The sequence below is a fragment of the Tolypothrix sp. PCC 7712 genome, from assembly GCF_025860405.1.
Lineage (GTDB): Bacteria > Cyanobacteriota > Cyanobacteriia > Cyanobacteriales > Nostocaceae > Aulosira > Aulosira diplosiphon.
The window spans coordinates 5,875,970-5,896,068 of the sequence record NZ_CP063785.1; the positions used below are offsets into that span (position 1 = coordinate 5,875,970).

Annotated in this window: 19 protein-coding genes, 1 tRNA gene, 1 pseudogene and 1 CRISPR repeat array; of the genes and pseudogenes, 8 read left to right on the plus strand and 13 right to left on the minus strand. The window is 41.4% G+C overall.

What is annotated here, in order from left to right:
* Positions 1 to 44: 44 nt before the first annotated feature.
* From HGR01_RS24105 to HGR01_RS24120, 4 genes are all read right to left on the minus strand, one after another.
* Complete coding sequence (locus HGR01_RS24105) at positions 45 to 542, minus strand: helix-turn-helix domain-containing protein (protein ID WP_045870251.1); 498 nt, start codon at positions 540 to 542, stop codon at positions 45 to 47.
* Between the two features lie 110 nt (positions 543 to 652).
* Complete coding sequence (locus HGR01_RS24110; protein WP_045870835.1) at positions 653 to 892, minus strand: hypothetical protein; 240 nt, start codon at positions 890 to 892, stop codon at positions 653 to 655.
* A 206-nt stretch (positions 893 to 1,098) separates the two neighbouring features.
* Complete coding sequence (locus tag HGR01_RS24115; protein WP_045870833.1) at positions 1,099 to 1,716, minus strand: HEAT repeat domain-containing protein; 618 nt, start codon at positions 1,714 to 1,716, stop codon at positions 1,099 to 1,101.
* Positions 1,717 to 1,767: 51 nt separating this feature from the next.
* Positions 1,768 to 3,057, minus strand: coding sequence for a HEAT repeat domain-containing protein (locus HGR01_RS24120; RefSeq protein ID WP_045870832.1), 1,290 nt, complete (start codon positions 3,055 to 3,057; stop codon positions 1,768 to 1,770).
* A gap of 76 nt (positions 3,058 to 3,133) precedes the next feature.
* Between HGR01_RS24120 and HGR01_RS24125 the strand changes: the two genes are divergently transcribed.
* On the plus strand, positions 3,134 to 3,340 hold the full coding sequence (locus HGR01_RS24125; RefSeq protein ID WP_045870831.1) for a hypothetical protein: 207 nt from the start codon (positions 3,134 to 3,136) through the stop codon (positions 3,338 to 3,340).
* Between the two features lie 251 nt (positions 3,341 to 3,591).
* Here HGR01_RS24125 and cpeA read toward each other — a convergent pair whose 3' ends face one another.
* The 5 genes from cpeA to HGR01_RS24150 form a co-directional block, all read right to left on the minus strand.
* Positions 3,592 to 4,086 (minus strand): C-phycoerythrin subunit alpha, encoded by a 495-nt coding sequence (gene cpeA, locus HGR01_RS24130; RefSeq protein ID WP_045870830.1) that lies wholly within the window; start codon positions 4,084 to 4,086, stop codon positions 3,592 to 3,594.
* Positions 4,087 to 4,165: 79 nt separating this feature from the next.
* A complete protein-coding gene (gene cpeB / locus HGR01_RS24135) occupies positions 4,166 to 4,720 on the minus strand; it encodes a C-phycoerythrin subunit beta (RefSeq protein WP_045870829.1) in 555 nt (184 codons plus the stop codon).
* Between the two features lie 467 nt (positions 4,721 to 5,187).
* Entirely contained in the window at positions 5,188 to 5,355 is a 168-nt protein-coding gene (locus HGR01_RS24140) for an NblA/ycf18 family protein (RefSeq protein ID WP_045870828.1), read from the minus strand.
* A 521-nt stretch (positions 5,356 to 5,876) separates the two neighbouring features.
* The gene (locus HGR01_RS24145) at positions 5,877 to 6,632 is read right to left on the minus strand and encodes a TspO/MBR family protein (RefSeq protein WP_045870827.1); all 756 of its coding nucleotides are present in this window, start codon (positions 6,630 to 6,632) and stop codon (positions 5,877 to 5,879) included.
* A gap of 360 nt (positions 6,633 to 6,992) precedes the next feature.
* A complete protein-coding gene (locus HGR01_RS24150; protein ID WP_045870826.1) occupies positions 6,993 to 8,324 on the minus strand; it encodes a Rieske 2Fe-2S domain-containing protein in 1,332 nt (443 codons plus the stop codon).
* 312 nt (positions 8,325 to 8,636) lie between these two features.
* Between HGR01_RS24150 and HGR01_RS24155 the strand changes: the two genes are divergently transcribed.
* From HGR01_RS24155 to HGR01_RS24175, 5 genes are all read left to right on the plus strand, one after another.
* Positions 8,637 to 8,711, plus strand: a tRNA-Ser gene (locus HGR01_RS24155).
* 118 nt (positions 8,712 to 8,829) lie between these two features.
* Positions 8,830 to 9,030 carry a hypothetical protein gene (locus HGR01_RS24160; RefSeq protein WP_045870979.1) on the plus strand — a complete coding sequence of 67 codons (201 nt, stop codon included), beginning with the start codon at positions 8,830 to 8,832 and terminating at the stop codon, positions 9,028 to 9,030.
* Positions 9,031 to 9,615: 585 nt separating this feature from the next.
* The gene (locus HGR01_RS24165; RefSeq protein ID WP_045870825.1) at positions 9,616 to 10,341 is read left to right on the plus strand and encodes a hypothetical protein; all 726 of its coding nucleotides are present in this window, start codon (positions 9,616 to 9,618) and stop codon (positions 10,339 to 10,341) included.
* A 214-nt stretch (positions 10,342 to 10,555) separates the two neighbouring features.
* Positions 10,556 to 10,936, plus strand: a complete 381-nt coding sequence (rplL, locus tag HGR01_RS24170; RefSeq protein WP_045870824.1) for a 50S ribosomal protein L7/L12 — start codon at positions 10,556 to 10,558, stop codon at positions 10,934 to 10,936.
* Between the two features lie 337 nt (positions 10,937 to 11,273).
* On the plus strand, positions 11,274 to 12,707 hold the full coding sequence (locus HGR01_RS24175) for a vWA domain-containing protein (protein ID WP_045870978.1): 1,434 nt from the start codon (positions 11,274 to 11,276) through the stop codon (positions 12,705 to 12,707).
* 59 nt (positions 12,708 to 12,766) lie between these two features.
* Here HGR01_RS24175 and HGR01_RS24180 read toward each other — a convergent pair whose 3' ends face one another.
* A complete protein-coding gene (locus tag HGR01_RS24180; RefSeq protein ID WP_045870823.1) occupies positions 12,767 to 13,606 on the minus strand; it encodes a DUF4351 domain-containing protein in 840 nt (279 codons plus the stop codon).
* Between the two features lie 501 nt (positions 13,607 to 14,107).
* On the opposite strand from HGR01_RS24180, the gene HGR01_RS24185 reads away from it, so the two are divergent.
* Both HGR01_RS24185 and HGR01_RS24190 read left to right on the plus strand, forming a co-directional pair.
* Entirely contained in the window at positions 14,108 to 14,941 is an 834-nt protein-coding gene (locus HGR01_RS24185) for a hypothetical protein (protein WP_045870822.1), read from the plus strand.
* A 35-nt stretch (positions 14,942 to 14,976) separates the two neighbouring features.
* Complete coding sequence (locus HGR01_RS24190; RefSeq protein WP_045870821.1) at positions 14,977 to 15,615, plus strand: HesA/MoeB/ThiF family protein; 639 nt, start codon at positions 14,977 to 14,979, stop codon at positions 15,613 to 15,615.
* 44 nt (positions 15,616 to 15,659) lie between these two features.
* Here the strand turns inward: HGR01_RS24190 and HGR01_RS24195 are convergent.
* The 3 genes and pseudogenes from HGR01_RS24195 to cas1d all read right to left on the minus strand — a co-directional run bounded on the left by HGR01_RS24195 (position 15,660) and on the right by cas1d (position 20,025).
* A pseudogene (locus HGR01_RS24195) lies at positions 15,660 to 17,246 on the minus strand (NCS2 family permease).
* A gap of 334 nt (positions 17,247 to 17,580) precedes the next feature.
* Positions 17,581 to 18,497: a CRISPR direct-repeat array (repeat unit 37 nt; unit sequence GTTTCAATCCCTCATAGGGATTATTAGAAATTTCAAC).
* Positions 18,498 to 18,710: 213 nt separating this feature from the next.
* The gene (cas2, locus tag HGR01_RS24200) at positions 18,711 to 18,998 is read right to left on the minus strand and encodes a CRISPR-associated endonuclease Cas2 (RefSeq protein ID WP_045870820.1); all 288 of its coding nucleotides are present in this window, start codon (positions 18,996 to 18,998) and stop codon (positions 18,711 to 18,713) included.
* A 22-nt stretch (positions 18,999 to 19,020) separates the two neighbouring features.
* On the minus strand, positions 19,021 to 20,025 hold the full coding sequence (gene cas1d, locus HGR01_RS24205) for a type I-D CRISPR-associated endonuclease Cas1d (RefSeq protein WP_045870819.1): 1,005 nt from the start codon (positions 20,023 to 20,025) through the stop codon (positions 19,021 to 19,023).
* Between the last annotated feature and the right edge of the window lie 74 nt (positions 20,026 to 20,099).

The following is a 20,099-nucleotide window of genomic DNA, read 5'->3' on the forward strand; positions in this document are numbered from 1 at the left end:
ATAAACCAGTAATATCTTCAACTTTTGCGTCAAATTCTTCGTCCTCAGGGGGGGGTTAACCAGTAGCGGCTCTGGTGAGGTTTAAGTTCTGCTTCTTCAAGTAATCTTCCAACATGGCGGACAGATATGCTTTCAATAATTCCAAGTTTGATGATTTCGTTCGCTAGTTCTCTTGCTGTCCAATGACTTATTGGTCTTCCATAATCGGATGGTGGGGAACAAGCTAATGCAAACAACTCGATTACTTGTTCCATACTAAACTTCGGGCGTGCGCCAACACGCTCAGAGTCTTGTAATCTCTGCTCAATTGATAATTCTTTCCCCTCAGTTTCCAACCACCGATTTCGCCATAAACGCGCCGTTTGACGATTTATGTCTAAATTTCGGGCGATTTCACGATGATTTTGACCCTCTGATCCCATGACAATTATTTTGGCTCGTAGCGCTATCTGTTGCGGCGTGTTGTGTCTGTTTATCAACTGTTGGAGTTGATCCCGCTCGCCATCGCTTAAATTTAATATTTTAGGATTTAATCTAGCCACACCTTGATTCCTTAATCCGCGCCCAAAACGGGTTTTAACCTGATTATTTATTCTCCCACCAATATGGTCTATTTATTTATGCCGTGTTGTACTAGTTGCATCATTAACCGTCATGATTCGGCAATAACTTTAGCATTGAGCAAGGTAAAAATGCGGTCGAGTTCTAATATTCCTGTTAGTTCAGCTTCTTCTTGTGATGTCAGCATATCAGTCTTTTTCTTGTCATTAAGTTGATCGAGTCGCGATTGCAGATCTGGAGTAAATTTGAATAGATATAAATCTCTAACTTTGCTAATTTGGATTCCAGATTCTACCCAAGATGATGGTTGAACCATTATTTGCGTAATCATGGCGTTAATAGATGGACTTTAATGTATGGTCGCATTCTAGCAATGAATACTGTTGATGGTGTTTTTCATATTCTTAATTCAGTATCTTGGTTAGTTCCAATTTGCTGTACACAATTAGAAAAGAAAAGGAACTTTGTTGTGGTTTATGCTGATATTTTACAAACCACAGATATTTCCTTTACCAAGCTTTTTTCTTCCTATTGGGATTATTTTTCTCCCCGCTGAAACTTCGTTGTCATTTCTAGGCGCGATAATGCACTAGTAGCGGACTCACGCACATAGGAATCGGTTGATTCATTCTCAATTAGGGATTGTAAAACCTCCACACCCCGACTATCGCCAATTGAGCCTAGAGCATTCACAATTGAGATTCCCAGTGCTGGGTTGTCTGTAGTTTGTAATGCTTCAATCAAAACATCAACCACAGGAGAACCAATTTCACCTAGCGCCATCACAGCAGCAATATGGACTACGGGATTGGGGTCATCAAGAGCAGTTTTTAAACCCTGTACGCCTTCAGCAGCAAAGGGAACATCAGGATGATTAATGGCAACTTGCGCCAGTGCTTTAGCGGCACTACCACGAACGGTAACATTATCACTATTAAGTAAGGCTTGTACTAAAGGTGTGATTGCATCAGGGCCGATCGCACCTAAAGCTTTCACAGCAGCCCGCCGATAAGTGGTATCCTCTTCATCGAGAATACTCATCAACCGGGGAATAGTTGTTTCATCAGGATTTTCCGCCAATTCCCACATTGCTTGGTCGCGGAGGTGGGGGTTGGGGTGTTTTAGTTGTTGGAATAGTTCTTCTGTTGTCGGCATTTTTTTATGTATTGATTTCTACAGGAGCAATCAGATTTAATAAAAGAAAAATTAGGCTGTGATTTCTTGATTTTTCAGGGTACTTGAGGCTTTAGCGGCAATTAGCCAATCACTATCTTGTGCTGCTTGTTTATGTTCGCTGATATCACCCAGTTTTTCTAATGCCATCAATGTTGCATACTTCAGATCCCAGATTTTAGTTTCTAGACAGGCTTTCAGTTCGGGAATCGCTTTTGGATCTCCGAGTTCAGCGAGTGCGATCGCAGCTGCTGCTCTTGATTTTTGAAACTGTGGTTGTTTGTTATGCAAGCCTTCCACTATTAAATCGTAGGCTGGCGCATGTTTTAACCAACCAAACAACTTAATTACATGAAAATGAGCGCCATAATCATTATTTGCTTCTGCGGCATAAGTAGCAAATAGAGCCTCAGGCGCAGCATCGGCGTAATGCTCCAAAATGGTTTTAGTTGCTAAATAACAGCGTCCAAAGTCAGTTTCGTACAAGCCGCGAATTAAAATTTCCAATGTGGGGAGGCGATCATAACTATGGACTAAATTTAAATCCTGGGGATGATCGTATAATGTCTGCTCTAAATATGGTTGGATTTTCGCAAAAGTAATTGCCCCCTCAGAGATTCCCGCTTCTGCTAATGTGCGAAGGCCTCGCAGCCGAAAAACTAGGGATACAGGACATTTGGCAATATCAGGAATTGCATCATAGTAACGTGCATCCATCAAATCTTGGATAGACAACCGCCTTCCTAAAACATTCGGATGCTGCAATATCTGCACCACTTTTGCCATTTGGGAATAGTCGCCAGTTAAACGACAAACTGCGGCGATCGCAGCACTAGCTGTAGGTGGATCGCTGTCATTCACAAATTTGCGAATGCGTTCTAGGGCAGGTTGATAATTAAACTTGGTTAATGTATGGATAATTACTCGATAGGTTTGACCTGGCTTCTCCAGCAATTGCGCCACATCCTCTAATATATCCGTGTCTTGAGTCCCTATTTCCCCAATCGCCCAGGCCGCATTTTCCACAGTATAGCAGTCTTCATCAAACAGACATATACGTATAAATGGCAAAGCTGTTGTGGCTTTGAGTCGTCCTAAAGTCTCTACTGATTTACGACGGACAATCCGATTATCCAACGAGGGATCAGTTTGCTGCACCGCACGGATAAGGGCATTGATTGAGCGTTCTGTAGGAAAGTTGACTAAATGAGAAGCAGCAATATAGCGCGAATCGTTCTCGCTCAATTGGTCTTGAGGTGTATCCAAAAGAGCGATCGCCTGGTCTTCTGTGAGATTAAAGAAATTAAAAAAGCGCTTATCCATAATATATAAATGTTAGCTGTTAGTGGTTCAGCCTTCAGCAAATATTCTTTAGTTTGAGGGGAATGGGGAATGGGGAATGGGGATTGGGGACTGGGGATTGGGGATTGGAGAACTCCACAGAATGATTGATCCAAAAGCTGTCATTGCGAGCGAAACGGAGTGTAGTGAAGCAATCCCAATATTTTGCGGTTGCTTCATTTCGCTTCGCTACATTCGCAATGACAATTGGGCATTTCTTTTTGTGGAGGTCTCTTGGGGATTGGGAAAGAAAAATACAGTTTAACAATTACCAATTACCAATTCTTAATATCCAATAAGACCAACCATATTGTAAGTAATTAGCCAGACTTGATATGAATTACCAATAACTAATGACAAATGACCAATGACAAATGACCAATGACCAATAACAAAACAAACCCAGAGATTCTTTACCATTACTCAACCTTATCAGGCAAAGCAAAGAGCGAAGAACCTCCAGGTTTGTAGGGTCATAATGTACCCTCGTTACTCAATAACAAGAGTGGCAATTAACTAGGAGAGAGAGTTAATAGCGTAGTCTAGTAAAGCATTGTATTCAGTCAATGCTTGAGCAGACATATCACGAGGTGCACAACCACGGTTACGAGCAAAGCTTAAAGCTTCAACATAAGGAGCAGTAGGCAAGCCTAAAGCGCGATAAACTTCACGTTGTCCAGCAATACCCCACTCATCCAATGGGCCAGTACCACCAACAACCAAGGAGTATTGGATGAGGCGCAAGTAGTGTTTGATGTCACGAGCGCACTTAGCTTTGAAGGTATCGGTGGAGTTAGCTTCTCCAGAATTGTTCAAGTAAGGATACTTCTTGATACAAGCGTTGTAAGCTTCGGTTGCAACTGCATCAATGTTGTTAGCTAGCTTTTCAGCAGCTTCTAAACGTGCAGCCGCACGTTGGATAGAACCTTGTACGGATTCTAAATCAGAGGTGCTGGGGAAACGACCTGCGGCATCTGCTGCTGCAATTACGGTGGTAACAACTGATTTCATTTCTTAAATCTCCCAAAAGGCTTTTTATTTAAACTGTGTTGGATGTCAATCTGTTGAGTGAATTGCAAGTGGCAATCAATTAGCTCAAAGCAGAGATTACGCGATCGAAGTAGCTAGAAGCTTCAGCAACTAAGCTAGCGCAACGATCTTCAACAACGGGGGTTCCCATCTTACGCAATTTGGCACCAGCACGAGCTTCGCTGGGAGTGTCTTGAATGTGAGCAGCAGCTTGAGCCTTCATGATTTGAACGGCACGTACTGTAGAGGTGGTGGGTACGCCTAGAGCAGCGTAGGTTTCTTTCAAACCGTTTAAGCAACGATCATCTAGAACTGAAGCGTCACCAGCTAATAGAGCGTAGGTTACATAGCGTAAGACGATTTCTGCATCGCGTAAGCAAGCAGCCATACGACGGTTAGGATAGCAGTTACCACCAGCTTGGATTAAACCTTGGTTTTCGCAGATCATTCCAGCTACAGCATCAGAAACCATGCAGCTAGCGTTGCTTGCGATCGCATTTACAGCATCCAAACGTCTGTTACCACTAGCAACAAAGGCTCTCAGAGCAGCAATATCAGATACGGTAGAAGTGCTAGCATCTGCTGAAACTACAGCTCTAGAAAAAGCATCAAGCATTTCGCTCTCCTTAAAAATTCGGTTTTCTCTGAAACTTGATTGCCTGTTCCCTGAACAAGACAATATAGAACATAAAAGATGAAAGCTATCTCAGTCTCAGTTATGAGAAACTAAGTAACAATCCTTAACAAAAAATCCCCAGTCAGGATTGGGGACTGGGGACTGGGGAACTCGGGGACCCCTCTGGGGATAAGGGGTAATGGGGATTGGGGAACTCGGGGCCCCCTCTGGGGATAAGGGGTAATGGGGACTGGGGATTGGGGATTGGGTGATGGGAATAAATAAGAGATAAGTTGTAATTAATTTTATGGGGTGAGCTTCCTTACGGATGAGCTGCACTAAAACTATGAACTATTTATAAATGCCATTAGAGAAAGGAGCAGGCTTGCAGTCTAATCTAGACAAGCCTTTGCATATCTTTTTGTTCTTATTTGTGCTGTGGGAAACTCACAAATATTCCCAGTTAGCTACGCCTGCTTGAGAAGATGCTTGATCATGTTGTCTTTGACCATTAACTGGCGCATTACTTCTAAAAGCAACTTTTGCGATTCTTCCTGGTTTAAGTTCTTAATTTGTTCTTCGTAAACTTTGAGGTTGAATTTCTGCTCTAAGTTCAAATCCATTGGGATGTCCATTGTGTTTACTCTCCGGTGTTTTGCAACATTAGCTTGATATATTTCCTAGAATTAGGTTAACAAAAGTTACGCCTGCTTGACAAGTGGACGGTTTTAGAGGATAGCGAATAAAACCTCCTCATGTTACTCATGGGGATTAAAGACAAAACGACTTTCGGGTAACAGATGTGCGATCGCATTTGTCCTGCTGATCCTTGTTCCAGAGTTCTTGTCTCAAAGTTATGACAAAGTATGGCTTTGAGTCTTCTACCAATTGGTGGTAAGCCTGGGTGGAAATTGAATGTAATCAGCCAATGATGCATAACACTTTTGGGAGATTGCAGATACAGCAGATGCGATGTTTCTGAGGTACAGCAACTAATTGAAAAAAGTAATGAGTAATAAGTCAATTTCCTACTCATTACTCATTACTCATTACTCATGATGTACACTTACTTCAAAAGTGCTGTATCTCCTACCATTTTGAATGGTAGATTGCTAATTTCTCTACTGCTATTGATGTCAAAATTAATTTTGAGTATTTATTTTTCCACTGGTGTGAGTTTTAAAGGATACAATGGCTCTGAACCATTTAATTGCCAAATTCTAAATACTAATACAGCAGCCACAGTTAGCCAGATACAAGAAAACGAAAAAATCATTCCCGCTACAGGATTAGTTTGCCAATAAATTGCCGTCACTACTAGAGCAGATAACCAAGGGCCTAAAATAACCACAGGAACAGCCGCACCTAATCTCCGTTCTACAGTAAAAATCGTATTCCAAGTATCTCCTAAAGCCAAATGCACCACAAATAAAATTAAAGGCAGTGCTAAAAATTGGTGATGCATTTGCTGCCAAATTAATACGGAAGAAATTACCCGCAAAACTGCAATAATCATCCAAACTATAGGAAATACTAAAGGTGGAGGTGCCCATCTTGGTCTGATTACCTGGTCATAGGTCTTACGAGAACGGGTGTTATCTAAGAGTGAAAAAATTCGCGAACGAATACTTAATAAAGCGAAAAATAATACAGCTAATAAAGTGCTAAACCAACTGGGCAGGTGAGAATTTTTATCAATCAGCATTACTAATTTTTCCATTCCCAGTAAAGCCAGCATCATAGCTGCTATTTGTAAGATAGTCCCTAGTTTGTAAACTAAAACTGCTCTGATATCCAGTGCTTGCGTAGTAGCGATTAATGTATTTGAAGGCTGTTGTTGATTTTCTGTTTTTACCCCCATTACTGTATTGACAAACTTTTCCAGTATTCCGGTATTATTTGATTGAGTCATAATTAAGATATTGAGCTTCGCTGGTAATTATTAATAATAAATCATCAGCATGATTGTTTAATACAATTTATGGTTTTAAATTAGGGATTTAGAAAGATGGATTGAGCTTTTAGCAAGCTATCTATCGCAATAATTTTTCAAATTAGTATAATTCTTAAAAAATATAGCAATCCGATTTGAATTCTGAAAAATTTAAGTTGGAAGAGGTGCGTTACGAGTAGCGCTAACGCACCCTAATGGACTGACCACTGGACAAATGGTACTATCTAGCAGAATGCGGGGTATTGAAACCCTAACCAATGACTAATGACAGCCCTTACCAGCTATCTTTAATTGCACTGCTCTACTTACCTGCAATCCCTATCTTTGTGCGTGGATATAGTCTACAAAGTAAAACTTCGGAATCAGCTTGAATTTCAACCAAGCGTAAACTCCTAAACTTAGTAGTGCTGTTAGAGTTAGAGGTAAACCTAGCTGAAGTCGTGATGCATCGCTAAGGAGAGCAACAGCGCAAACAGTAATAGCAAAGTATGCCAAAAGTCCTACCTGCAACCGTTGTACAACTTTCAGAGCCTGGCGACAGCTACTACAATGCTGTGTATGCTGTTTATAGCGATCCAAAACTTGTTCGTGATTGTCATTGATCTGCCTAATTTCTGGAATATTTATCCCTAGTTGATTCCAGGGTAGCTGTCCTTGACAATATTTATCAAACCAATTCCGATACTCAATCACTAGCCTATCTGCACTTGTAGGTAGTTGAAAAGAAGTTTTCCAGCTTTGGGATGATTGTGTCTGTTGTAGAAAATACTCTTGCTGTTGTAACAGCACCATATCGCCATCAATCACTTCATTACGTTCGCTAACATGATCCCACCAACGGGGTCGAAGATGATGGAGTGTTTTGGCAAAGTTACGCGTAAACTGAGCAACAATCCGAGATTTACCAGGAGATACTGGTATGCAATAAGTGACCAGTCCCACCTGCTTTCCGGAGTTACCAAACTGGATTGCATACTCCAAACGACAAGGTGGTTCAAAAGTGATGGTTGTGGGAAAGGGTACTTCTGAAGACGCTTCAATTAAATGTGGTGTTGATTGCTCAATTTTAATGGGTATTGGTTTTGCTTTAGCGCGATCGCCCTGTACGCCGTGATGAGCAAAAGGAACATGGCTCGGATCTGCCACATTTTCCACCAAGGTTTGCCAGTCATATTCTAAATCTCGTACATAAGAAGACCACACAAAGCCTTTAGTAGCATCTATTTGCGGTGATAAAGGTAAAGGTGTGTTAGCTGCTTGTTCGCTGGATTGTGCGTCTGGCCACACCCACAGTAAATCCTGTTGCTGACGAACTGGTAGTGCTACAGAGCAGAGATTTTCTTTATTCTTACTTACCAATTCTGGATTTTCCGCTTGGGGAATATGAGTACAAATTCCTTGCTCATCAAATTGCCAACCATGATAGCTACACATTAAATTTCCTGTTTTGTCATCAATGCGCCCTTCACTTAGGGGAGCAAGGCGGTGGGGACATTGATCTAAAAATACCCGGAAACTTTGAGATGATTTGGGTTTCCAGATAACTAAACGCATTCCCAAAAGTGTCACTGAAGTGGGTTGGTCTAACGCTAAATCTTCCACTGGTGAGAGAGGATACCACTGCTGAAAAAAGTTGAATTTATCTGTCATTTTTCTACTCAATAATTCACAAAAATTATATCTACTTATGGAATTAGGGATAAAAGAGCTTGACTGCGCGATCGCTTCTCAAAAAATTTGTAGTATGCCCTTGACATTCTGTAGTTTTTGTATTACGTTTGTATTATGAACACTAAAGTTGCAAGCAAAGGCAAAACTAAAAGTTTCTGACGTTTTTACTTGCTTTAACTTAAATTCAAGTTGCGATCGCTTGCATTAGAGCATTGCAAACATACTTTTCTTGGGTCTGCAGCTCTAACGGTAGAGTTCCTAGATGTCACTTGTGCCCTAACAGAAAAAGCTTACATACTAGCTCAATAGTAGAGCGATCGTCTTGAAAACGATAAGTTGCAGGTGCGACTCCTGCGTTTGTAACCACAGCTTTTTCAACTCGCATGAGGTGTGAGTGCAACTCTCACAGGGAGGGTATCGGTTCAATCCCGATCAGATCCACTTAAATAATTTGTAATTCGTAATTAAAAGGGAGGTGATGACAGTGGTACATATTAGATTTGAAGGGCGTTCTGTTGATGCGACAGAAACACAGCTAGGAATTAACGCTGGGATGAATGATGTTGCTGTTAAGGAACAGGTGGCTCGTCATTTGGATGTAAATTGCGATCGCCTGGAAGCTTACATAATTGATCGCCGTCCTAGCGGTGATTTAATTGTTCGTCCTGAAGCAGTTTATGGGTAAAGAAGGAAGAAGGAAGAAAAGAGATGTAAAAATCTCTCTTTTTGCCTGAATTTGATATTAATCCGTGCCCAAATATAAGAAGCATACATACACATTGATAACGGTTCTAAGGTAGTAAAATTCGAGCGATCGAACTAGCGAAGCATGATTAAATCTCTTGCAGATTTAATATGCGTGCCCACTGCCAATATTTGGTAAGAGCGACCGTAGTTGTAAAAAGCTTGTTAAACTTGCACGGAATAATTTCGCCCAAACGCCAAATTAAATCTAGCTGATGTAATTACGAATTACGAATTACGAATTCTGAGCTTTATTCCGCGCCCCAATTTGTGAAGCATACACACTCTATCCGGAAACGGAATACAGGTTCAATTCCTGTCGCTCCCGCTTATGGGAGCGTAGCCAAAATGGTAAAGGCAACTGTGAAAAACTGCTTTGCTAACTTGTGCGGAATTCCCATTATGCCAATTGTATTAATTTAGTACCAGGACTCAATCACATATATGGAGGTAAATTAAATGATGTACGCAAACTTATGTAGCCTAACAATTCAATCTGCAAACCTATATTTGAATTACATAAGTTATGAGCGAACATCGTTTGAGCGAAATTGTGATTGAGCGTCCTCGACGTGGGACAAGAATTAGTCTTAAAAAGCAGACAGGCTATAAAAAGCAACTAGACAAAATCACCCAAGAAGCAACGGAGGATGGATTATTTAATCATTACTTGATTAAAACTAGATATAAATCTAAGTATCTTTCAGATCATCTTGGCCCCTTGCGTCGGCTGTTACGTTCCAAAGTCGGACAACCTTGGAATGATATTTACAGCGAACTCTGTCAACGATTAGATTCCAATACAATGACAGGACAACACGTTATCGGTCATATATGGGATTACGTTGAACGTCATGTAGAAATCATTGATGGTGTCGTTTATCGGAAGCCTTACCGAGGATATCGAACTTCGTTTGGTTGGGGTTACCGCGATCGCTTCTATATCCATCCTGATACTGGGATTCTTTGTGGAGTCGAGGAAGTACCTCGCAAGCAGTGGTCAAGCAAGCAAGAAACTGACTTTATCATCATTGATGATTATCATGAATACCAAAAACTGAATGATATTTGGTATCTCATTACCTTTGGAAATTTTCCCCAAGAGTCAAATGATGATACAAAGGATAGTTTAAAAGGTTTAGCCCATATTATTTGGCATCGTTATTACAGCATAACATCTTATGCTGTGAGTAAACGACAATGTAACAAGAAAGAGCTTCGAGTTATTTTAAAACTACTTTCTAAACAATAAACTTTTCACTTCGTGCCCTAACCGAAAAAGCTTACATACTAGCCGAATTGGAACAGGCACTTGACTTATAATCAAGCTATTACAGGTACCCTCCGGGAAGCCGCTCAAAGAGCGTCTACAAATCCTGTGTGTGAATCAACAGCTTTTTCAACTTGCACGCAGTGTCTTTATTCATTATCAATTATGAGTTAAATGCAACTCATTGGAGGTTGCCATGTCTGTGAAAACCCTAGAAATTTTAGAACAAATCAAATCTCTAACTCTCAATGAAACTTCTCAACTAGTCAAACAGATTGAAGCAACCTTCAATGTTGATATTTCCACACCGAAGCTGATTCAAATTGATCAACGCGATGAAGATGAGGTTCAATTACAAGTTCAGACGGAATTTGATGTGTTATTGGTATCGGTTCCGCCAGAGAAAAAGATTGCCCTACTCAAGGTCATTCGGACGGTAACTGGCTTGGGACTGAAGGAAGCAAAAGATTTTGTAGACTCTCTTCCTAAAGTCGTGCAGACAGGATTGGATCGAGAAGCAGCCCAAGTCCTCAAGCAACAGCTAGAAGAAACAGGAGCCGTTGTTTCTCTGCAATAGTCTTATCTTTCTTCTTTGCGTCTTTGCGCCTTTGCGTGAGATTCTTTTTTAAATGAACCGCCTTCTCTTCGAGAGGCTTCCGCCAACGCGCAGCGTCTCGAAGAGAAGAACGCCGAGTGCGCCAAGAGAAGAAATAAAGAGTGTCTAACTTTATTATTGGCAGTTGTTGCCGCGCCCCGATCGCAGAAGCATACATAACTCTGATTCAGTTATATACAACGCTTCTACAACTTGCGCGGTAAATTTATCGCCCCGCGTGCAACATCTGCCTCCTTCAATTTTGGATTTTAGATTTTGGATTTTAGATTGCAATCCAAAATTATTTAAGGAGGTTTTTATGAATACTGCAGAACGCGATTTGCGCTTGGAAATGCTCAATAGTTTGCTCACAACACCTCACCGCAAACTTGAGCAAGTCGCAGAAGTGCATAAGTTAATTGTTGAATTAGATCCCTTGTTCTACGGACACCTAGCAGTTTGGTATCAACGCAATGGTGATGTTCGCGACCATAAAGAAGTATTTATTGCTCATCTGTTAACTAGTACTTTAACCGAACACCGAGACGCTGGATTTATGATGCTACAAGAGTTTCCGCCTTATCAGGTGGCTCGTGTAGTGGATTTTATGAAGCAGCAACAAAATAAACTACCTCGTTCAGCACGGACTGCGGTGCGGCGTTACCTCAAAGCCAGGGAAAGCAATCCTGCACTATTTGATCGCGCGGCTTTGCGGGGACGTAAGGCAATGAAGCACTTATATGCTTCGCTACACATTAAGCCTAATGAACGGGCAAATGCGATTCTGTTTCGCGATACTCCCCCAGAAGGTTCTTTAGCCCATGTTTTGAAGCAACTTGCAAAAGCGGAAACTCCCGCCGAACAAGCACAGCTAATTGTGGAATTCAACATTCCCTACACGATCGCAATTGGTGCAATCAAGCAACTAACACCAGTTGTCTTGGTGGCGTTAATCAATAGCATGACTCCCCAGGAAGTAATCAACAGCCTTAAGTCTCTGCAGGCGAAAGGTGCAATGGATCACCCAGAAATCAAGCAGTTGATTGATGCCAAGCTGGAGGAAGCATCTAAGAGTGGACGTGTAGCAGCATTTAAAGCACAGATTGCCGCAGATGTCGCAGATTTAGACGCAGATACCGTTGCGAAGTTGGAAAAAGTCACCAACGAGCAGGTGAAACGGCGTGGTGCGATCGCTCGTCCTACTGCTTTACTTGTAGATAAATCTGGCTCAATGGAGAATGCGATCGCAGTTGGTAAGCAACTTGCTGCCCTGATCTCTGGTATCGCTCAAGCAGAATTGTATGTCTATGCTTTTGATACCATGCCCTATGCTATTACCGCCCAGGGCAAAGAGTTAACCGATTGGGAGCGTGCTTTCCAGCACATCAGGGCAGGTGGTAGCACTAGTATCGGCTGTGCATTAGAAGCAATGCGGAAGAAAAAGCAGGTAGTTGACCAAATTATCTTGGTAACTGATGAAGGTGAAAATGCTACACCTTACTTCAGTGAAGTCTACAAGACCTATTGCCGAGAATTGGCGGTAATCCCCAATGTAGTGATTGTTCGTGTAGGCACTCATTACAACTGGCTGGAGACTCAACTCAAGCAGCAGCAAGCACCTGTAGAAACCTTTACCTTTGCGGGTGATTACTACAGCTTACCGAACCTTGTCCCACTCCTAGCGCGTCCTTCTCGCCTAGATTTGCTAATGGAGATTATGGATCTTCCATTACCTGTACGAGATGATAAGTAATTTCTAAATTATGGTAATGCTTATTATTTATAATAATAAGCATTACCTATTTTAAAGTTTTAAATACTGGGATTTTGTTCAAGCCAAACAACCAAATCAGACATATTTGAAAACTCTAAAAAATCTTCTCCTAAGCTTTCTAATTTCTCAGTAGATAATACTTGGAGACGTTCAATTATTACTGAATCTATTTCACCGAAACGTCTATTTATAAGGCGTAAAGTATATTTTAATGCTTCTTTTTGCTCTCCTCTTTGTTCTCCCTTCTGCAAAATATCTTGATAAATTACTGACTCTTGCATAAGCTCCTCTCGTAACAATTGACGAATAAAATATTTTTCAAACTTTAATCCTGCTAAAATCTCAGTGTAAGCAGCAGTATTTTGTCTTGTCTCTATATCTGGAATTTTAGCAATTTCCTGGGCAATCTGCGATAATAATGCAGCGGGCGAATCGGTTCGCGTTAACGGTGCAAAAGGTAATAACGCTAGATTGCCAAGAAATATTGCCGAATCTTGCTCCCACATCCGTATAACTCGATAACGGTGGGTTGTTACCTCACTAATATACTCCTCAGTAAAGGCAATTTCGTCACTTGTCTCTTGTAGGAAAATTACTACTTGTGTGACAGGTACTTGATATTTACGTGTCAATCTCACGTAATAATCTAGCATTCTTAAAGCAATTGGTGTTTGTGACTTAATAGTAGTTTGAAATTCTAGGTGTAAAATCCGATTTTCTGTTTGTAAAAATGTAACTGAGTCAGCACGTATCGGTTCAATACTCAATTCAGTTTTTAAAATTTCAATTTTTTGTGGTTCTTGATTTAATAACCAACGGGTAAAATCAAGAGGGTACTTTTCTGCGAGGATTTTACAGAGATTATCATATTCTGCCATCTCAAAGATGAGGTTTAGTTTTCTTCATGATTTTATCTTAATATTGCCTTGCAACCAGTTCCATTTATGAGCAATTTTAAGTGGGGCGATCGCACAACTGTAAAATCTCTTTTTTTATCTTTAGCAAGTTTTGTAGTATAGTGTATTATATTAATATCTTGCGTGCCCTAACTCGTGTGAGCCTACATACTAGTACGAGAGGAAGGTAACACTGTGAAATTCAGTGGGCGTGTGTGAACGGGGAGTGCGAAGAACCTGGAAAGTCGGCTTAAAAGTAGCCACCTTTTAAAGAGTGTGTAACAACTCACCAGTGGAGTCCCTCTAGTAACTGAGAACACGCAATGCTCCATCAACTTGCACGCACATTAATTCGTAATTCAATCTATTTTTTTCTCTGTGTTCTCTATGGTTCAAAAATAATTAATCTAACCACAGAGACACAGAGTAATTGATTTTGCAAAAGTATTATCTAGCTTTGTATTATATAAATTAGTATGATTTATGCCTGATATCCGTAAGCTAATCAGTAAAATTGCGGAAGCAGAAGCACGGTTGTCTGCAACTCAATTCCTTGCGCCTTGTGTCAAAGGTGGACGAGTTCGCACAAAGGTAGCGGGAATGGTTTATACCTTCACACCAAAGCCGCGTCAGTTTGCAGGTTGGGGTATATTTCAGCCTGTGGATGCAAAAACAGCAAGGGTTGTGGAATCAGCAGATTTACCCCAAATTGCAGAATACTTGCAACATTTTCCCCAAATTCGACTGCGGTTAGCATACCAACTGCGGGGACAAACTTGGTTAGCATATCCTGTGAATGAAGTTGATATGCGTCAACGGTTGAAGGTGGTAAAGCCGATCGCAGTTCATTTGGTAACTGAGGGTGTGGCTTTTGAGCAAATCATTAGCCGTTGTTATGGACAGTCTTGCTGGTTTGAGGAAATTGATCGCCGTACCGATCCGATGATTGCTGAAACTCTGCAATCTGCGATTAAGGAATTAACTCCGGTTGCGGAATTGCAATTTAAGGGGATGACTCCAGAGATGCGTACAGTGTATGAATTAGCCACTGAGCAAATTGCGGAATTTAGTCAACCCCAACAGGATGAAAAGCGATTGCGTAAAGCTTTACAGCAAGGCGGTGGTGAGTTAAGCCAATTCCAAGATCATGGTGATTACTGGACAGTTAATTGGCGTACTGCGGATGGAATTCGCCATACAAGTGCGATCGCAAAAACAGATTTGACTGTAATTAGTTCTGGTATTTGTTTGAGTGGACGCGATCGCGATTTTGATTTGCAATCCTTAGTGGGTGTCATCGAACAGCAAGACTGGTGAATTAATTACGAATTACGAACTACGAATTACGAATTATGTCCATTTTTTTTCACGAACAGCTTTACCGCAGCAATGCTGTAATGAAAAAGCTGAAGGATTATCCTGTGACTATCTGTGGTGCTGGCGCATTGGGAGCGAACATCACAGAAAACTTAGCTCGGTCTGGTTTTGATAAACTGACTGTGATAGATTGCGATCGCATTGAGGAACGTAATCTTTCCACTCAGCCTTACTACCGTTCCGATGTGGGAGCATTTAAGGCGAAGATTTTGGCGAATAATTTATATCGCGCTATTGGTACAAAAATTGATGGTAAAACCAAGGAGTTGACACCAGCAAATACAAATCAACTCCTCAAAGATAGCCAACTAATTATCGATGCTTTTGATAACAGTATCGCCCGTCAAGCAGTCAAGGATTATGCAGAAAAATTCCATATTCCTTGTCTTCATGTTGGGCTATCAGCCGATTATGCAGAGGTAATTTGGAATGAAGTTTATCGCGTTCCTTCTGATGTGAATGATGATATCTGTGATTATCCCTTGGCGCGCAACTTGGTAATGTTAACCGTTGCAGTGGCTTGTGAAGCCGTGATTTCCTTCATTGCGATCGCACAACAGCGGAATTTTACGATTACCCTCAAGGATATGCAAGTTCAACCGCTATTTCTGTAGATGAGAGCAAGCAAAACCTATGCAGTGAAATCAGGAGAAATAGCTCAATTTTTCCGCCGTTCTTGCCAATCGACATAAAAAAAGAGAATTGCCAGCAACAGATAGCCAATCGCCCAAGGCGCACCTGTTCCAGCGCCAAAATTCACAACTGTATCTGCAACAGTCCAACGATAACTGTGCATTAACCCAACCCAAGAAATAATAGCTGCGATGATAGACTAATAGGCAGCGTAGCGAAACTTGCGTTCAATAATGTAAACTGTAATGCCCGCTAAAATCATCGCAGAAAAAATAAACCCCTGCTCAAGAGCAAAAGCGCCATCAATATATGTATCGCTTAACTTAAACTGCTCAATTAGGGATGGGGTAAAAGGTTTTTCCACCGTACCCAAACCTGCTGCGCGCAGTGCATTCTTGGCGATGAGTGCACCCCAACCAGCAATCCCTGGTAACAAACCAACAACTACAGCAGGTGCATGGTGCGATGGCGTAGCTGTAAAGCTTTGAGCCACAATCACAATCCCAATCCATAATACAATCGCCATCCCCGCTTCCACAGGGACAAAGTAAGCTAGCATCGCTACGGTTCCAGTCAAGCAAAGCAAGCCCATGATGATGCCATTGAGAACTGAGTACCCAATCCTTGCACCTAAAGCTTTCCAGCCTGGATGACCAATATAAATAGTAGTAGGAAAACAGGAACCACAAATAGCAGCCGCCAAAGTTCCAATCCCATTCACCGCCAAACAGGGCGCAGCTGGATAGTTATCACCCGCCGCTTCTGCACTTTCTAAATTCTGGATACTACCAACCAGATTAAATAGCCCCATTGGGAGAATAATGCTGAAATATTCCAAAAAGACTGAACGACTATTCCATAATTCTCCCAACCACAAAGAAGGTAGATAGAGCCTAATTGGTTGTAGAGTAGCAGCAAACTTGGCATGATCCCAACTGACTAAACCAGTTCCCCAAGCCAAAGCAATTCCTAAAATCACAGCCAATAAGCCGCCGGGTATGCCAAATCGCACTCGCCCAAAATAAGTTACCAGAATTACACCCAGAGGTACCAAGCCCACTACAGGATTAGCAAAGGTACGAAAGAGAAAGCCAATAGCAATAAAAGTGATTGCAATCCCACCCAAAGTAGAAAGAAGTGCTGCACGGGGTGCCAACCGACGGAGGCGATCGCCAATTCCAGCCCCAGCAAATTCTATTAACCCAGAACCAAAGCAAGCCACCAAACCCGCTTGCCAAGCTAATTCAGCCGCTTGTTCGCCAGATGCGCCACCAGCAATTGCAGCCAATTTTACAGGCAACATCACCAGAAAAATATAAGCAAAAAGACTAACGGTATTAATTCCATAGGGCAAAGCAGTAATATCATCGCGCTGTTCGCGTTTACCTTGCTCTTTGGCTAACCTGGCATAATAGAAGTTGCCTACAATCAAACTGATTGCTATTCCAGGCAAAATCCGCCCATAAACTAACTCAGCCGGAAAGCCCAGAACTGTTTGGCACAAACTAACAATCAATAAAATTTGAATAAAATTATCCAGCGCCAGCCCAAATAAACCATCAATATCTCTGCGAACGAACCAACGGGGAACTCTGGTTGTAGCGACTTCCATTGTTTTTCTTTTGCTTTGTCAATTTTCTGGTAATGGCCTTGCCGCTTTCAGAATACCAGCAATAGCATTACTGGTGATAGATTATCGATAATTTTCTTTAGCGGCGTTGCTGATTGATGGGATGATTTTTGTCTCACGCAAAGGCGCAAAAGCGCAAAGAATCGACCTTCAGTTTTGTCTAGAAGCCTGAATTCATCCCGCAAATATGCAACGCCTCTTTAGCAATCGATAGTTGACTGCTCTAGTTGTCAAGCCTCAACCCATCAAATGTAGGGTATGTTAGGCGCTATCGATATGCGTCAATCCCCGCAAACGGAGATTTAGCCCGTTCGTCGTTTCAATCCCTCATAGGGATTATTAGAAATTTCAACGGTATCCTTCCATACGCTGTTTTGCTTCACCCACGTTTCAATCCCTCATAGGGATTATTAGAAATTTCAACCTTTTCGTCTTGCGAGAAAAACTGATTGTTGGCTCGTTTCAATCCCTCATAGGGATTATTAGAAATTTCAACGATTGAGTACGCTGTGGAGCTACGACCAAGAGCGAAGTCTTGTTTCAATCCCTCATAGGGATTATTAGAAATTTCAACTTGAGCATAAACCGTTTGGAGGCAGATAGGTGCTGTTTCAATCCCTCATAGGGATTATTAGAAATTTCAACACTGATTAATTGGGTGAGTGTTGCAAACTTCTGCGTTTCAATCCCTCATAGGGATTATTAGAAATTTCAACTCAATGGCACAACTGTCTCAAAGGATAAATTAGCAAGTTTCAATCCCTCATAGGGATTATTAGAAATTTCAACTATAAATACAATGATTGCCACTCTAGAGAAAACTGTTTCAATCCCTCATAGGGATTATTAGAAATTTCAACTCCCGCCAAGCAAAAGCTTAATTTACTTTGTTTATCAGTAAGTTTCAATCCCTCATAGGGATTATTAGAAATTTCAACTAGCCAGCGACAGGCAGCAAGCCCCAGCCCCACAACCAGTTTCAATCCCTCATAGGGATTATTAGAAATTTCAACTTCAATCGCAGGCACTGGTAGTTTAACGTTCAATTACAAACGTTTCAATCCCTCATAGGGATTATTAGAAATTTCAACCCTAAGTGGCTTGCATTGTGTTTGTAAAACTGTTGTTTCAATCCCTCATAGGGATTATTAGAAATTTCAACTTTTGCCGATGCAAGAGACGGTTGCAGAGTAATTGTTTCAATCCCTCATAGGGATTATTAGAAATTTCAACGGCAGAAGCCCAAAAGTCAAGTTATATGCAGTTTTCAAGGTTCTGTTGCGCGGATAGCGCCATAATAACACGGGCAATAGTGAAAACGCAAAACCGAAATTGCTGAAAGTCTATCTCTGTAAGGCGCGCGGGTAATTGGACATCAATTAAAATTTGAAAGCCTTACAGAGAAATAGTTTCACCTACTTTTTGGGAGAACTAGTTTTTCCACACCTACCCCTCCGCGCATTCGGCAAAGAAAATAGTATCATCGGGGACTGGTTCACCGCCAATACGTTCAACCTTACCAAAGCAGCAACTACATAAAGAGTAAAAACGGATATTGTCTGTATCAGTTTTGATCAACTTATGCAAGCGCGATCGCAGTTTGGCGTACTGGGTATCATTCAACTGACATTCAAAAATACTATACTGCACCCATTGCCCATAAGACTTGAGAATGTTATGAATCTTTGTGCGGCGCTTGTCTTCGGAAATATCGTAGGATATAACAACATTCATCTGCAATTGTCCTCTCTTGTATTTACTTCAAAATTAAAGGTGGATACTTTTCAATTTCACCCATGAGGTATTTCGCTAATAATCGAGCTTGCAATTCAAAGGCTTCTTGATAAGTAGATTTACGCCCAAATACCGGATGTTTAAATTCCGATAACTTCTTTTGTGCGTATAACTGTAGAAATGTTTTTCGTCCCGAAGCAGTGAGAGAAACTGCACCGCTTAAAGGTTCAGTGACAAAATCAGCAGGTGTCAGCAAGCGTTTATTTAAAGCAGATAACACTACTGTATCGACAACTAAGGGGCGAAATTCCTCCATTAAATCTAGTGCGAGAGATGGTCTACCATAACGTTCGCAATGCAAGTATCCTAAATATGGATCGAAGCCAACAATATTTAGTGCGCCTTGCACATCATGACGCAACAACGCATAGCCAAAGCTAAGTAAAGAATTCACCGGATCGGTAGGCGGACGGCGGACGCGACCGTTAAAATCAAATTCTGGAACCAGAATTAGCTCAGAAAAACAGCCAAAGTAAGCCGCACTACCAGCACCTTCCAAGCCTCGCAGCGAATTGATATTATGAGTCGTTTCAATTGGTGCGATCGCCTGCTCAATGCGAGTTATATTCTTTGATAAATCCAAATCTGTAGATTCGCGCTGTCGGCGCAGTAAAACCTGCCGATAGTTTTTCAGTTTACCGCGCACAAAACCTTGTACCAAGTGAATCGCCTGGGTTGATTCTCCCTCTGCTTGCCATTGAGCTTTGCGAACAAATATATTTTTAGTAACCTCTGGTTCTAAGCGTCCCAAATAACCACCCGTATGAGTCAGAAATGTTAGCGGAATATGACGCTCAAGCAATTCAGAAATGACAGCAGGTGAAACAGTCGCGCGTCCTAAAACTACAACACCATCAATCTTGAGCAAAGGTACATCTAAAATCGTCTTTTTCTCAAATTTAACATTCAAACGTTCATCTACTTTCCCAATAAAAGCATCTTCTTGGGTAATATAAACTGTGCCCATAATCAAATCTCAAAGTAAATTACAAACAATAGGAAGATTTGCGGAATCATTGATGGTATATCGGTGCGTTGCGC

Coding starts and splice junctions, on each gene's coding strand:
- cpeB (WP_045870829.1), bottom strand. CDS start 4,720: ATGCTTGATGCTTTTTCTAGAGCTGTAGTTTCAGCAGATGCTAGCACT.
- cas1d (WP_045870819.1), bottom strand. CDS start 20,025: ATGGGCACAGTTTATATTACCCAAGAAGATGCTTTTATTGGGAAAGTA.
- cpeA (WP_045870830.1), bottom strand. CDS start 4,086: ATGAAATCAGTTGTTACCACCGTAATTGCAGCAGCAGATGCCGCAGGT.
- HGR01_RS24120 (WP_045870832.1), bottom strand. CDS start 3,057: ATGGATAAGCGCTTTTTTAATTTCTTTAATCTCACAGAAGACCAGGCG.
- HGR01_RS24180 (WP_045870823.1), bottom strand. CDS start 13,606: ATGGCAGAATATGATAATCTCTGTAAAATCCTCGCAGAAAAGTACCCT.
- cas2 (WP_045870820.1), bottom strand. CDS start 18,998: ATGAATGTTGTTATATCCTACGATATTTCCGAAGACAAGCGCCGCACA.
- HGR01_RS24175 (WP_045870978.1), top strand. CDS start 11,274: ATGAATACTGCAGAACGCGATTTGCGCTTGGAAATGCTCAATAGTTTG.
- HGR01_RS24110 (WP_045870835.1), bottom strand. CDS start 892: ATGATTACGCAAATAATGGTTCAACCATCATCTTGGGTAGAATCTGGA.
- HGR01_RS24145 (WP_045870827.1), bottom strand. CDS start 6,632: ATGACTCAATCAAATAATACCGGAATACTGGAAAAGTTTGTCAATACA.
- HGR01_RS24165 (WP_045870825.1), top strand. CDS start 9,616: ATGAGCGAACATCGTTTGAGCGAAATTGTGATTGAGCGTCCTCGACGT.
- HGR01_RS24140 (WP_045870828.1), bottom strand. CDS start 5,355: ATGGACATCCCAATGGATTTGAACTTAGAGCAGAAATTCAACCTCAAA.
- HGR01_RS24150 (WP_045870826.1), bottom strand. CDS start 8,324: ATGACAGATAAATTCAACTTTTTTCAGCAGTGGTATCCTCTCTCACCA.
- HGR01_RS24190 (WP_045870821.1), top strand. CDS start 14,977: ATGTCCATTTTTTTTCACGAACAGCTTTACCGCAGCAATGCTGTAATG.
- HGR01_RS24185 (WP_045870822.1), top strand. CDS start 14,108: ATGCCTGATATCCGTAAGCTAATCAGTAAAATTGCGGAAGCAGAAGCA.
- HGR01_RS24115 (WP_045870833.1), bottom strand. CDS start 1,716: ATGCCGACAACAGAAGAACTATTCCAACAACTAAAACACCCCAACCCC.
- rplL (WP_045870824.1), top strand. CDS start 10,556: ATGTCTGTGAAAACCCTAGAAATTTTAGAACAAATCAAATCTCTAACT.
- HGR01_RS24125 (WP_045870831.1), top strand. CDS start 3,134: ATGGGGATTGGGGACTGGGGATTGGGGATTGGAGAACTCCACAGAATG.